Raw genomic sequence first — 14,317 nt, forward strand, 5'->3', positions numbered from 1 at the left:
ATCCTATTTTAAAGAAAAGTCTAAACATCGCTACAAGATAGAAGCTAAAAATGCGGAGCTTAAACACAGACATGGTCTTGATGTGGCTAGGGCATCAGGTCTTTTCAACATGGAGTTGCAAGCCGCCACAACCATATTTGTGGTTAATATGAAAAGGATTGTGGCTCTAATAAATCAAAAATAAGGAAAAGCAAAGAGGAATCTCCCCAATTATGAGATAGATTCCTCTTTTTTCATTTCAGTCAAACTGTAGAACTTTGACTTTTTCAGTGGGCTCCCAATCTGGTCCTCTCTAGGTGTTAGCTTTTCATCTACCTGATACAGTTGACAAAGAGCCCTTTATTTCTTATTTATGACGTTTCTTCGATAACGCCATTGCAGCTAAACCAACCATAGTAGCACCTGCTACCATTGTCATTGCAACTGGTCGCTTATCAGAATCCGCTGAGTTAGCTTGTGCTGATGAAGCATTTGTTGTTTGTGACTTAGTAACAGCTTTATCATCTGAGGTTGCATTAGTTTTTGTATCAGCCTTCACAACAGTTTCTGTCATTTTCTTACTTGCATTTCGTGATGCATGAACGGGTGCAACTTCAACCGTTGTTGTAGAATTGCTTTCTTGTTTAGAATTCACTGGAGTGACTTCTGAAGCACTAACCATGTTAGTAAACTCTACTTTTGGTGTCGTTTTTACAAATTCTGTAACTGGTTGTGACACAACTGAACTAGTGCTTTGGAATGCTTGGGTTGATACTAGAGAAGTTACTGAAGAAGCTTGATTTGGCATGTTGAATGCTTGCACATTTCCTGAAACGATAGCTTCTTCAATTACAGCACCAGCAACTGAAGCACCTGCCATTGGTGTTGCAAGTACGTCAACTTTTTCTTCACCAATCAAAGCTTCAAGAAGTTGCTTAGAGCTTACTAGATTTTCTTTAGCTGTTCCATAAGCTTTTGCTGCTGACTTCAAATCATTCTGTAACAGCTCTAAGGCTTTTACATTTACTTCTAGGTCTGCTTTTGCAGTCTGAAGTTCATCATTGAGTGTCTTAACAGTAGCCTCTGTACGAGATACAAGTTCTGGGTCTTTGAATTTTTGTAATTTCTTAGATAATTTTGCAATTTTCTCTTTCAAACTTGCAACAGATGCTTTAGATTGAGTAGCGGCTGTTTGTAAAGTTTGATATTTCTTGAGTTCTCTTGTCAAGTTATCTTGAGCGATAACTTTTTCTTGAAGACGAATGGCATTGACTTGTTTAGCTTCTTCGAGTTGTGAAAGCAACTTACTCTTGTTAGCTGCCAATGACGTTTTCAAGAGTGATAGACTCTTATAATTATCACGTGATGCCGACAATTGTTGGTTGAGTGTTTTCAATTTATCTTTCGCGCGAACAACCAATGTAGAGGAAGCAACAGAAGATTTTTGAGCTTTCAAACTATTGATTTCCGATTGAATTGCTGTCATCGCTGCTTTCACAACTGAAATTTTCGCACTGTTATCAACAGTTTTCGTCGCAACGAGTGGTGTTGTATTAAAACGAGCTGATTTTACATTGGCAGATGGAATAACATAAATGTGTTGAGCATTTGACGTAGACGATACACCAAGATAGTATGGTCCATTATTGCTATTTTGTAGCAAGCTAATTGTGTGTCCATAATTTGATGTTACATCGTTAAACAACATATAAACCACTGAATTATAGAAGTAGTTTTTCAACTGGTCAACAGTTTTAGCATTTCCAAAGAAACCTAAACTTTCATAACCACGGTTGTCAGAATATGAAAGTCCAACACTCTGCGCCTTTTGTCCAATAATTCGTGAACTGTGTGCATTTCCCATACGACCAAAACCAGAACGAAGATAGTCACTTGCAATAGCTGTAGCCATTTCTTGTGCGGTTTTAGTAATGGTCAAAGTTGTCAAACCAAGTTGAGAACGAACATCATTCAACAGTTCACCCGTAAACTGAGCCATTTCGTTTTGAACAGCAGTCGAGAGGTTATTGGGGTCAATATATCTGGTTCTATCGGCAGCAATAGACTTGTATGAGTTTACGCCCCTGCCATTGTATGATACACCGTAAACAGAAGACTTAACGCCAGACTCAATTTGATTTTTTAATCGTGAAACTGCTTGATTGTACCCTGATGATAAGGTCCATCCACTATTTTCGATTGTTCTTAAGGCCGGGTAAACAACTGTCTTATATGTTGATGGAAGGACAATTTTATTTGCACCAGTAACTGAGGCAACTTTAACAGTTGTTTGATCTGACTTAAGTTTATTTAAGGCTGTTTGCTTTTGTGATAACTCGTCTTGTTTCGCAGCCAATTTTTTAGCAAGTTCTGCTTTCACAGTTGCTGTAGTAGAGGCTACAGCTTTTTCAGCAACAGATACTTCACGTTCTAAGCGACTCACATCAGATTTAGCATTAATCAAATCAATAGAAACTTTTTCTGGAGAAGCAACTAAAGAAGTTAGCTCATCAACCTTCGCTGCCGCTTCCGAAGCTGAACGGTTAGCTTCTGACGCAGCTGCACTAGCAGATGAAACTCTTGCAGATTGAGAGTCCACTGCTGATTGGTTAGCAACAGTTACTGCTGATTCAGAAGTATACGTTTCCGTTACAGAAGAAACTTGAGATGCTAACTCTGAAATATGTTCAGATGAGCCTTCAGACTTAATGGCAATGGCTTCAGAATGTTCCGCCATCGCACTAACTAGCTGTTCTTCAAGAGTAGCAACTTCAGATGTTGACACTTCTACTTCTTCAGACTGAGAAGCAACTTGACTCGCTTTTTCTGAGAACACTTCACTTGTGCTATCTGCATCAGCCTGTGCATTAACAACTAGCGCATTTGCTTCTGCAACTGTTGTCGGAACAATGTCAACAGTTGTTGAGGTCGTTGCACTAGGTTCAGTCGGCGCAGAAACTGCGGTTAATTCATCAGCATGAGCATTTGTCTGGTTGGCTAAGCCAAAACCAAGCAAGGCAATTGTTGATGTTGCAGCTAGCTTTCCTGAATTTTCCCTTACTAATTTTAATTTCTTCAACATAAACTTCCACTCGTTATTCTTATTTCATTTCTAATGAACCCCACCATTTTTGCAAAATAGTAGAATTCAATCAGCTTACAAATAATAACACATGAATGTTTCATTTCTGTAACATTCATGTGTTAATTCTATAATTCACAAGGTTTTATTGAAAAATGTTTCCTGTTTCTACGATTACCCGATTATTTTTAACATCTAGCTCAGAAACCTTTAATAAGGATTTGTAAGAAACATCCATTTTTTCTGTTTGAGCATTTTCAGCAAAAACAGCTACGCCAACTAATTCGCTGTCGAATTCGGCTAAGAGTCCCATCATACCCGTAACTGTTCCACCACCTTTTAAGAAGTCATCTACAATAAGAACTCGGCTTCCAGGTTTTAGGCTACGTTTTGATAAGAACATCTTTTCGATACGGTCTGATGAACCACTAACATAGTTAACAGAGACAGTTGATCCTTCTGTAATTTTCAAATCACGGCGAACAATGACAAATGGCACATTAAGGACATTGGCAACTGCATTTGCTAACGGAACTCCCTTTGTTGCAACCGTCATAACAGCATCTATTTTTTCACCTTTGAAAGCATTGGCAATAATACGCCCAACATTTTGCAAAATGGTTGGTGTGCTTAAAAGATCAGTTAAATAAAGATAGCCTCCAGGCAAAATACGGTCACTTTCAGAAAGTTTGCCACAAAGATCTTCAACGATGGTTAGGGCTTCTTCTTTTGAAATACTAGGTGTGAAAATCACTCCTCCACTAGCTCCGGTAACAGTCTCAATTTCACCAATATGACTTTCTTCGAAGGCTTTTTTGATAATGGCAATATCCTCTGAAATAGAAGATTTAGCTGCTTCGTACTTGCTTGCAAAAGTGTTTAAATTCGTTAATTGGTAGGGGTTGTTAATAAGATAATTAGAAATCACAACCATACGTTCGCTACGTCTTAATTTCATGCTTTTCTCCTCTAAATGATGTGACCAAACAGCAATTTTGGAACATTCTTTTCAACTATGGTGGATAATAAACTAAAGCTCACCCACATTTACTCTATTTTATCACTTATTTTTTAGCTATTATAGCATAAACCTAAGAAAAAGCGAACATTATACTTAAACAATGTCCGCTTTTTTATTTTTTTCTTTATTATTTAAAGTTTTGGCTTATAAAATGAACGATTATCAAGTGCAAAAAGGCGTGAAGTCATTTCACCTTCGCCAACTCGACTTAAGGCAGTCGTCATCATCATCATCTCCGCATCAATATTATCAATCATATGGATAATTTCAGCTTCCATAATTCTTGGACGAACTGGGCTACCGTACTCTAAGAGGCCGTGGTGGCTAAGAACAACATGACGAAGTACCGTCACCTCCTCTTTAGTATCATCAATATTCAATTCTGTTAATACTTTAGTGATTTCTTCATCAATGAGCGCAATGTGACCAATCAAGTTTCCTCGAACAGTATATTCGGTATTATCTGGTCCTGATAATTCGATAACCTTAGCTAGGTCATGAAGCATGATGCCAGCGAATAAAAGGCTCTTATTGAGTTCGGGATAAATATCTCCAATAGCATCAGCCAAACGAACCATAGTGGCTGTGTGATAAGCTAATCCTGATTCAAAAGCGTGATGATTGGTCTTAGCAGCTGGATAGATGAAGAATTCTTGGTGGTATTTACGATAAAGGGCACGAACAATACGCTGCCAAGTCGCATTTTCAATCTTAAAGACCATCTGCTCCAAGTAGTCTTTAACATCAGCTACGTTTACAGGCGGTTTTTCCTTGAAATCAGCTGGATCACTTGGCTCTCCATCTTTGGCGAGACGAAGGGTGATTTGATTGACTTGAGGGGTGTTGTTATAAACCTCACGACGCCCTTCCATATGGACAACTTTGCCTGCAGTGAAAGTTTCAACATTATGAGCCTGTGCATCCCAAAGATTACCAGCAATCTCCCCTGTGTCATCTTGGAAAGTCATGGCAAGGAAGTCTTTCCCGGCTCTGGTTTTGCGTAATTCTGCTTTTTTGATGAGATAAAATCCTTCAAAGAGCTCATCTTTTTTCATTTGATTAATTTTCATAAAAATCCTCGTCTTCTAAAGGAGAAATGTCCAAGAGATTGGTGGTGGCACTATCCTGATAGGTTTCAATCGTTTCTAAAGCACGTTGGATAGAGTTGGTTCTCGTCGTTAGGAGACTATCAACAGTCTTACTGGCTGTTGATAGTTGCTTCCGCGCTTTGACAAGCATGTTGCCAAATTTATCAAATTCCAGCTTAACGTTACCCAAAACTTTACTAATGTCATCAGCATTCTTTTGAATATTAAGCGTTCTAAAGCCAACAGATAAAGAGTTTAAAAGGGCAGACAAGGTCGACGGCCCAGCTACAACAATGTTTTCGTCGCGCCTTAGGCTATCAAAGAAAGCGGCTTGACGAACCACTTCTGAATACAGGCCTTCAGTTGGTAAGAAGAGCACTCCAAAGTTTGTGGTTTCGGGTGGTTTAATATATTTTTGATTGATGTCTTTAGCAAAGCGTTTAATACTAGATAGGAGCGCTTTACGGTAACGCTCAACCTCCGCCTTATCGCCTGTTTCATAAGCATCTTCCAGTCTATAATAATCCTCCAAAGGGAATTTGGAATCAATTGGAAGATAGACATAATCTCCCTGACTAGCTCCAGGCATCTTAATGGCATATTCAACACGTTCTGATGAATTTGGAACAGTAGCAAACTCTCGCTCATACTGGTTTTCGGTCAAAATATCTTCAATGATCTGTCCTAGCTGAAGCTCCCCTAGAATACCACGCGTCTTAGTATTAGAGAGCACCTTATTCAGTGTCCCAACATCTTGGGCGACAGATTTCATCTCACCAAGACCTTGGTTAACGGACTCAAGCTGTTTAGACACACTGTCAAAAGAAGACTGTAAACGTGTCTGTAGGGTCTTCTCCAACTTCTCTTCAACGGTTAGACGCATTTGTTCTAGCCGTTTCTCGTTAGAATCTTGCATTTCTCTAACAGTCGTCATTAATTGTTTGGTGATGATGTCCAGACGCTTATCTGAGCGATCACGGCTGTCCGAAAGGTTCTGATGCAGCATATCGCGAATCTCTGTCAACTGTTGGTAGAAAGCCGTTTGCAATCGGTTCAAATCTTGGTTAATCGCTATCCGTACTTCACTGGCAGCACGTTCGTTCTGATAGGAGAGCTGTTCTGAGAGGTTGTCGGCATGGTCTTCTAGCTGACTTTTGAGTATTGTCTCTAAGCTAGCGACCTTACGATATAAAAAGAAAGTTAACCCGAGGCTAGCTATCAAAAGTATTATCAAAAAAACTGGCATCGCGACTCCTTTCTTTAATCCTTACTTTCTACGACCACAACATAGCCAGAAGAAACGCTCAGGGTAATTGGCTTTCCAATAGCTTCATTACTGGAGTAGATTTTTTTCTTAAAATAATTAGCCGCAGTCAGTTCATACTTGGCACCCAAGATGGTTAACTCCGCTTCCTCGTCGGTCATAAAAGCCAGATAAGCCATCTCTGGATGAGCTTCAAAAGTATGCTCTCCTGCTGGAAAATAGGAAATGAAGTTAGTTTCATTTGCCAGATGAAGCTGGCGCATATAAGGTTGAAGGTCTGGATCGCTAGGCAGAAAAACATTGGAGAGAAAATGGTCAACACGACCACCAAAGGCACCAAATACCGTTGCCTGCGCCAGCGGATACGTTTTAAAAAGTAATTTCAACGCCAATTCCGTATCTGTATCATCTTTTTCAGAGGGCGATTGGTGGATACGAGCACCAGATGACATTATTTTTGCCATCTCTTCTTCAGAGATAGAATCAAAATCTCCCACAGCCCAATCCAATGCGAAGCCATTTTCCAAAAGCCTCAAAGCGCCACGATCGATACCGATATAGAAGTCAAAATCTCCCATCGGCGGACTATAATCACCACCTGCTAACAGAGCTACTTTAGTCATTCAAAGCCACGCGAAGCGTTTCAACTTGAGAAGTCAAATCTTGAGCTTTGAAGAGGTATGAACCAGCCACAAAAACATTGGCACCAGCATCGGCACAAGCCTTGATAGTCTCATTGTCAACACCACCATCTACTTCAATGTCAAAGTTCAAGCCCTTTTGCTCACGTAACTGGGCAACCGTATTAACTTTTTCCAAACATTCTGGAATAAAGGCTTGTCCACCAAATCCAGGATTAACCGTCATGATAAGAACTTGGTCAACCAAACCTAGGACAGGAACAAGGGTTTCAACTGGCGTCCCTGGATTAATCACCACACCAGCTTTCATACCAGCAGCTTTGATTTTTTGAAGGGCTCCATGAATGTGCTGTGTGCTCTCTGCGTGAATGGTCATGATGTCCGCACCCGCCTGCGCATAGGCGTCAACAAAGCGTTCAGGATTGACCACCATGAGATGAACGTCAAAAACAAGTTTACTGTGTTTGCGCATGCTTGCGACAACGTCAGCACCAAAACTGATATTTGGCACAAACTGACCATCCATGATGTCAATATGAACATACTCAGCACTGGTTTCTTCGATGCGTTTGAGTTCAGAAGCAAAATTGGCATAATCAGCGGCTAAAATAGATGGGGCGATTTTATAATTTGACATGATGGCCTACTTTCTTTTGATGACTTTGATGTATGTTTCACGACGATTTTCGATTTCACTAAGGAATTGCAGATAATTATCATAACGAGATTGCCAGATATGCCCCTCTTCGAGTGCCTCTTTGACGCCACATGATGGCTCATGGGTATGGCTACAAGAGCGGAACTTGCAAAAATGGCTGGCTTTACGAATTTCTGGGAAGGACTCACTAAGATCTTCAATGGTTTTTACCTCATAATCCAAAGATGAAAATCCCGGCGTATCAGCAATTTTCCCACCATGAACATCGTAAAAACTGACTGCACGTGTTGTGTGACGACCCCGTCCTAGACTATCTGAAATTTCACCAGTTTCCAAAGCCAATTCAGGCGCAATGTTGTTGAGCAAGGTTGATTTTCCAACACCTGTTTGACCCATAAAGACCGTGACTTTGTCCTGTAACGAGGGCAAGAGAGCCTCTTGTGAAGTCACAAAATCGTAACCAATGGCGCGGTATTGTTCAGCGATAGCTTCCATTTCTGATGAATCGTCCAATAAATCCATTTTGGAAATATAAACAATTGGCTGAATAGCCCTATGCTCTAAAAGAACTAAAAAACGATCGAGCAGATTGGCATTGAAATCTGGCTCTTTAGCCGACATAATAACCACCGCTTGGTCAATATTAACAATTGGTGGTCGGACAAGGCTGTTTTTGCGTTCGTAAATCTTCAGAATGTAGCCTTCAGAATTGTCCTCTGCTGAGAAATCCACAAAATCTCCAACATAGGGTGTCTTACCTTTTTTTCTAAAATTGCCTCTGGCTCTGGTTTGATAGACTTGGCCTTTACATTCTACATAGTAAAATCCTGCCAAGGCTTTGATAATTCTTCCTTGCAAATGAACTCCTTAGTAATCAAGATATGCTTATTATATCAGAATTATCAACATTCTTCAGCAGCTAATGCCCTTTTCAACTTTCTAAGATAAAAGACTGGAGATTTGACCCCCTAACAGAGTCAGAATTTGTGTAAACAAACCGCAATAAAGACAAAGGAGGCATGCTTGTTTCATTTTAGTAATCTTCTCATAAGGAATTTGACAAAGAATAATAAAAGCGCCAAGAATACTTAAAAAGCGCAACATCTGGCATAGGTAGTCCATCGCCAACAAATGTGCTAGAGGAAGTAAGAGCAGGGCCCATAGATAAATAAATTTAAACCGACGTACCCAACCACCTTTTCGGCAGGTTTCCGTCATTAAAACGAAGCAAGAAAGGGTGGATGAAACCGAAATCAAACATAAAAGTAGATGCATAATCATTCCTTAAATTTTTTTCTTCAACTATTTATTCGAAAAAAATAGAGAAAAAAACAAAAAAAGATAAACTTTTTTCAAAGTCTATCTTGATGTTCTATGATTAAAAGTTTAGTTTGTTGGTACTTTCAATGCATCCTTAGTAGGGATGTAATCCTTGTTACCAAGGTGTTTTTCAGCTAGCTTAGCCAAGGTACCATCTGCTTGAAGTTCTTTGATGCGTTTGTTTACAAATTTTTGCAAATCATCTTTTCCATCTGCAAAGATAAAGTAGATGTAAGGTTGGTCTTCTGATTTGAGGTCAATTGTTTTAATATTGTCCAATCCCTGTGTCTTCACAATTTCATTGACAGTAGGCGCATCGAAAATTTTAAAATCAGTCTTCCCATCATTCAAATTACGTAAGATTTGAGTGATATTTTCGTCTGTAAATTGTAAGTCAACTGGTTTATCAGAATGTTCCTTATTAAACTCTTGAAGCTGTGTGACCGTCGTATTCCCTTGAACAACTTGTGTCGAATGACCGGCAATATCATCAAACTTTTTAATATCACTGTCATTTGTGACCGCTAAAACTGAAGGAGTAGACCCTGTTGGGTAGGAATAAAGGTACTTATCAGCGCGTTCTTCAGTGTAAGAAAGGTTGTTACCACTCATTTGATACTTACCAGCATCAAGACCAGTAAAGATTGAGGTCCAAGCAGTTTTTTTGAAACTTACTTTATAGTCATCAGAATCTTTAAAGATTTCACGGGCAACTTCAACGTCATAACCAGTTAACTTGCCGTCTTTTTCATAAGAAAACGGAGCAGTCGTTCCTACTGTTGCAAAAACAACTTCTTCTTTTCCAGATTTGTCTTTTTCTGCAGAAGAATCAGAAGAACAAGCTGCCAATACCAAACCTGATGCCAATGCAAGACTTGTGATCGCTAAAACTTTTTTCAATGTCATGTTACAACTCCTTAAAACGATTTAAGGTTATTATACCACTAAATCGTGCAGACCCCCTTCTAAACAGTTATACCAATTCATTATCATTACGATAGGCAAAGACTATCACAATCTTTCAATCGAGCCATAAACGATTTTATCAAGATTCGAATAAGCTAGAAATCTATCCACTTATCCTATCTTTTTAGTGCAATAAATGAGATAATAATATCAGAAAATAAGAAAAATAAAGGGGAGAATTAGCGCATGGCTATTAATCATTATGCAAAGTCCATCACTTATGGCGGACTTGATGGCATTATCACGACATTTGCTGTTGTCGCGGGTGCCATTGGAGGAAATTTAGGAACAGCAGCTATTATCATTCTAGGATTTTCCAACCTTTTAGCCGACGGTTTTTCCATGGCAGCAGGAGACTATCTTAGTTCCACAACTGAAAAAGACACGGACTCATCAAAAGCGCTCAATAACGCCCTCATGACTTTCCTTTCTTTCAATTTCTTCGGTTTAATTCCTCTTCTTAGTTACCTTTTACTGATTAATTTGTCTACTTTTTCTGACCGCGTCACCTTGATTTTAGCTAGCCTGCTCGTGTCATTAGCACTAGTAGCTCTTGGTTGGATTAAAGCGATGATTACCAAGCAAAACAAAAAAACAGAAATTATCCGCACACTAATCGTTGGTATCGTTGCAGCGACAGTAGCCTTTCTCATCGGTCAAATCTTAGGTAGTTTTATTTAGCAACCAGTAAACCAAAAGTGTTTCAGCCTCTTTCTGAAACACTTTTCTTTTTTTATAATCCTAAGTCTTTGAGAGCATCCGCTAGACGGCCAAAGTCTTGGATGGAGAGAGCTTCTCCACGAACATTTGGTTTCAGCTCCGCTTTTTCTAAAGCTGCTTCCAATTTACGCTTAACATCTTCTGTTTTACCAAATCTGTTGGTTAAGTTGTTCCAAAGGGTCTTGCGTCGATGGACAAAACTAGCTTTTGAAACATCAAACAAGAAATCCTCATCCTGAACTGACACTAAAGGATTTTCCCTACGAACCATCTTGAGAATGGCGGAATCCACGTTGGGTGCAGGGACAAAGACGGTGCGAGGCACGATGAAGGCTACCTTTGCCGTCATATAATATTGAACAGCAATAGAAAGAGAGCCGTAGGCTTTGGTGTTTGGTGCAGCTGAAATGCGGTCTGCCACTTCCTTTTGCATCATGACCACAAACTCTGTGAAGGGAATTTTGCTTTCAATTAAATGCATGAGAATAGGTGTGGTAATGTAATAGGGGAGATTTGCCACCACTTTGATTGGAAGTTCTGGATTTTTAAACTTCTGAATCTCCGTCTGCAGGTCTGCTTTGAGGACATCTTTATTGATAACTCGAACATTATCAAAGTCACGAAGCGTGTCTGCTAAAATCGGAACCAAACGCTCATCAATTTCAAAGGCCATAACTTCAGCAGCATTCTCAGCCAAAAACTCGGTCAATGCGCCAATCCCAGGCCCAATTTCGATAACGTTGACGGTCTTGTCAATCTCCGCCGTATCAACAATCTTCTGCAAGATGTTAGTGTCGGTCAGAAAGTTCTGACCAAAGGATTTTTTAAAAGTAAAACCGTGACGCTCAAGCACGCTCTTCGTCACGGAGTAATCTGCGATTCTCATGTGTGTTCTTTCTAATTAAAATGGTAAGTCTTCATCAAAAATTTCTAAATGCTGGTTTTTTTCGGAAATTTATTCTCGTAAAAATCAATCAAAAATAAACCCACTGTCGCACAAGCATTAACGACAAAGTAAGCATATAACGGTTGATCAATCAGATATTTCCCTGTTTCTTGACCATGATGTAATGTTTTATCACTTCTTAAGTCTTCAATTGCTTTTGCAACCGTCGTCAGCGAACTTGCGATTACCTTTAACTCTCTAGGTATTTTAGGACTCTCAGGATTTAATTCAAATACCTTTATTATTTCCTTGACAAGGTACTTACTTGTCTTATTGCTAGATTCAATATGTGAAAAATTTTCATCCGATAAAATTTCTTTAATGATACTCTCAAGTACTGAGTTAGCATTTCCGACCGAATCAGCTGGATCTTTTTCAATATTGTGAAAAGCTTTTTCAAAAACTTTTGATGCATTTTTGTAGTCATCCTTTAGCTTATTTCGAAAAGTTGGAATTAGCGGAATGAAACCAGGTGTCTCAATTCCTAAATCAATTGCAATTTTCAATAACTTATCAGGCATTTCAACAGCTAGATTAGCTAGAGTTGCAGAGAGATTGATTTTTCCTTGATTTTTACCTTCCGTAAAGTGATATATTTCAAAGTCGGGATAGCTGTGATTATAAAAAGTTTGATTGAACCTTATGTATTGTTCAACTTTTTTATATGATGAATATTTTTCCCATATAGTTTTCTCAACTTGCTCAAGTAATTCCATTCTATAAACTGGTGAAATTCCCAAAAAATTATTCTCCATACTCTCCCATCACTTCCTCCACTTCTGCTAAAGTGACTCCAAAAAGTTCTAATCGTTTGAGAAGTTGTTTACCATTGCTGTAACCGATGCGAAGCTTTTCGCCCAGATATTCACGACGCTGACGACTATCAGCTCCCATAAGGAGGCCGAGGCGTATCAAATCTGACTTGGTAATGTCAAAATTTTCTTCGTCATCAAAATGCTGAGTCACTTTAGATAAAGCCTTGTCTAAGTCTTCAAAGCTAGCATGCTCAACACCCAGAGAACGACCTTTGGTTTTGGATTTTGGGGCTGCCTCGTCACGATTGAGAAAGGCGTGGCGCACCGTTGGAATAGCGTCCATGATGATACGACGAATGCGTTCACCACTGTAATCTGGGTCTGTGAAGACGATGACACCACGTAGTTCGTGTAATCTTTCGATGCGTTCTAAATCATCTTCGGATATAGCTGAACCTCTTGTTTCGTAGGTATCAACGTCGTAGAAACGTTTAAGGTTTGCGGTGTCGTCTTTGCCTTCAACGACTAGAACTTCTTGTATTTTGATTTTTTTTGTCATATTTTCTTTTTTCTTTTGAACAAGAACTGGAGTGGTGAGGTCGGCAGCAGCCAGCAAGCTGTCTCATGCCTAACCGGTGAGCCTAGGTCTCACCGCTTCCCTCGACCAGTCGTAAAACTACCGGTCCTTTCACCACAACTTCCTTGTTCTGTGAGGGCAACCTGCCATCGCTAAGCTGTGCTACAAACTTGGGATATAGATCACGGTTTGGGTTATCTTAATCTTTCAACCCAAATAATCGCTTAGCATTTGCTGTGGTAGCTGCAGCGGCCTCTTCCACACTAATACCACGTAAATCTGCGATTTTTTCAACGACATAGCGGGTATAGGCTGTTTTATTTTCTTTACCACGTTTAGGTACTGGGGCAAGGTAAGGCGCATCTGTTTCAACGAGGATTTTGTCCAATGGCAACTGCTGCGCTGCTTCTTGGACATCGATTGCTTTTTTAAAGGTAACAACACCCGAAAATGAAATCATCATGCCTAAATCAACAAACTTCTGGGCATCTTCTAACGAACCAGAGAAAGAATGCATGATTCCCCCACGTGGACCGACGCCGGCTTCCTTAATCACTTGGTAAGTATCCTCAAGGGCGTCCCGAGTATGGACCACAAAAGGCAAATCCAATGTTTTTGAAAGAGCAATTTGACGTTTAAAAACCTCAATTTGAACCTCTTTGGGATCTTCCATCCAGTGGTAATCAAGTCCAATCTCACCGAGCGCAATCACTTTGTCATGCTTGAGAACTTTTCGGAGATAGGCTTCGACCTCATCACTATAAGAACCTGCTTCTGTCGGATGCCAGCCAAGGGTCAAGTAAACATCTGGATACTGGTCTGCAATCTCCAAAGCTCTCTCGATAGTTTCATGGTCAAAACCAACCACATTATGCTTGCTCACGCCCATCTCACGCGCCAAAGTTAATTCTTCTTCAACTGTTTCTGTAAAATTAGCCACATTTAAGTGGGTATGTGTATCAAAGATTTCCATTTTGTTTTTTATAATACCTCTTGTTTGCTAACGGTATTTCCTAAACGTTCCTATGACACCTCTATCACTTAATGATTCCCTATCATTATATCGGTACAGGAGTGATCGTCATTAGTGTGGATACCTCTTATCTCAATCATCCTCATAGGTCTTAGTTAGTAGGACATAGCCTTATTATAACACACTGAATAGTTTCTTCGAATGGCTTTTTGATTAAATCTTGGAAAGCCTTTAAAATCCAAAATACCACTATATGAGCAACCATTTTAAAAACAAAAAGAGCTAAAAAGCTCTTTCAATAATTTAATACAACCTTCCTTAAAGGCT

At 39.6% G+C, this 14,317-nt stretch carries 13 protein-coding genes and 1 pseudogene; 2 read left to right on the forward strand and 12 right to left on the reverse strand.

Translation table 11 applies throughout. The features are described from left to right. Positions 1-184: pseudogene (locus A3IA_RS0104575) on the forward strand (IS5/IS1182 family transposase); the annotation flags it as partial. A gap of 162 nt (positions 185-346) precedes the next feature. On the opposite strand, the gene A3IA_RS0104580 reads toward A3IA_RS0104575, so the two are convergent. The 8 genes from A3IA_RS0104580 to A3IA_RS0104620 form a co-directional block, all read right to left on the reverse strand. Beyond that, positions 347-3,061 (reverse strand): SEC10/PgrA surface exclusion domain-containing protein, encoded by a 2,715-nt coding sequence (locus A3IA_RS0104580; protein ID WP_018380168.1) that lies wholly within the window; start codon positions 3,059-3,061, stop codon positions 347-349. Between the two features lie 145 nt (positions 3,062-3,206). Then, on the reverse strand, positions 3,207-4,019 hold the full coding sequence (gene purR, locus A3IA_RS0104585; protein WP_018380169.1) for a pur operon repressor: 813 nt from the start codon (positions 4,017-4,019) through the stop codon (positions 3,207-3,209). 194 nt (positions 4,020-4,213) lie between these two features. Then, positions 4,214-5,152, reverse strand: a complete 939-nt coding sequence (locus tag A3IA_RS0104590) for a 3'-5' exoribonuclease YhaM family protein (RefSeq protein ID WP_018380170.1) — start codon at positions 5,150-5,152, stop codon at positions 4,214-4,216. Then, positions 5,142-6,416, reverse strand: a complete 1,275-nt coding sequence (locus A3IA_RS0104595) for a DNA recombination protein RmuC (protein WP_018380171.1) — start codon at positions 6,414-6,416, stop codon at positions 5,142-5,144. The genes A3IA_RS0104590 and A3IA_RS0104595 overlap by 11 nt, the downstream gene beginning before the upstream one ends. A 14-nt stretch (positions 6,417-6,430) precedes the next feature. Then, positions 6,431-7,057, reverse strand: coding sequence for a thiamine diphosphokinase (locus A3IA_RS0104600; RefSeq protein ID WP_018380172.1), 627 nt, complete (start codon positions 7,055-7,057; stop codon positions 6,431-6,433). Continuing rightward, positions 7,050-7,712, reverse strand: a complete 663-nt coding sequence (gene rpe / locus A3IA_RS0104605) for a ribulose-phosphate 3-epimerase (RefSeq protein WP_018380173.1) — start codon at positions 7,710-7,712, stop codon at positions 7,050-7,052. Before rpe ends, A3IA_RS0104600 begins: the two co-directional genes overlap by 8 nt. Positions 7,713-7,718: 6 nt before the next feature. Then, positions 7,719-8,591, reverse strand: coding sequence for a ribosome small subunit-dependent GTPase A (rsgA, locus tag A3IA_RS0104610; protein ID WP_018380174.1), 873 nt, complete (start codon positions 8,589-8,591; stop codon positions 7,719-7,721). A gap of 528 nt (positions 8,592-9,119) precedes the next feature. Continuing rightward, on the reverse strand, positions 9,120-9,959 hold the full coding sequence (locus tag A3IA_RS0104620) for an amino acid ABC transporter substrate-binding protein (RefSeq protein ID WP_018380175.1): 840 nt from the start codon (positions 9,957-9,959) through the stop codon (positions 9,120-9,122). 246 nt (positions 9,960-10,205) lie between these two features. On the opposite strand from A3IA_RS0104620, the gene A3IA_RS0104625 reads away from it, so the two are divergent. After that, the gene (locus A3IA_RS0104625; RefSeq protein ID WP_018380176.1) at positions 10,206-10,700 is read left to right on the forward strand and encodes a VIT1/CCC1 transporter family protein; all 495 of its coding nucleotides are present in this window, start codon (positions 10,206-10,208) and stop codon (positions 10,698-10,700) included. 52 nt (positions 10,701-10,752) lie between these two features. On the opposite strand, the gene rsmA is transcribed toward A3IA_RS0104625, so the two are convergent. The 4 genes from rsmA to A3IA_RS0104645 all read right to left on the reverse strand — a co-directional run bounded on the left by rsmA (position 10,753) and on the right by A3IA_RS0104645 (position 13,990). Then, positions 10,753-11,625, reverse strand: coding sequence for a 16S rRNA (adenine(1518)-N(6)/adenine(1519)-N(6))-dimethyltransferase RsmA (gene rsmA / locus A3IA_RS0104630; protein ID WP_018380177.1), 873 nt, complete (start codon positions 11,623-11,625; stop codon positions 10,753-10,755). A gap of 44 nt (positions 11,626-11,669) precedes the next feature. After that, on the reverse strand, positions 11,670-12,440 hold the full coding sequence (locus tag A3IA_RS0104635; RefSeq protein WP_018380178.1) for an abortive infection family protein: 771 nt from the start codon (positions 12,438-12,440) through the stop codon (positions 11,670-11,672). Further along, the gene (rnmV, locus tag A3IA_RS0104640; protein WP_026217557.1) at positions 12,430-12,999 is read right to left on the reverse strand and encodes a ribonuclease M5; all 570 of its coding nucleotides are present in this window, start codon (positions 12,997-12,999) and stop codon (positions 12,430-12,432) included. Before rnmV ends, A3IA_RS0104635 begins: the two co-directional genes overlap by 11 nt. 217 nt (positions 13,000-13,216) lie before the next feature. Further along, complete coding sequence (locus A3IA_RS0104645) at positions 13,217-13,990, reverse strand: TatD family hydrolase (protein ID WP_018380180.1); 774 nt, start codon at positions 13,988-13,990, stop codon at positions 13,217-13,219. Positions 13,991-14,317 lie beyond the last annotated feature (327 nt).

Source organism: Streptococcus thoraltensis DSM 12221, from assembly GCF_000380145.1.
In the GTDB taxonomy this organism is placed as follows: domain Bacteria; phylum Bacillota; class Bacilli; order Lactobacillales; family Streptococcaceae; genus Streptococcus; species Streptococcus thoraltensis.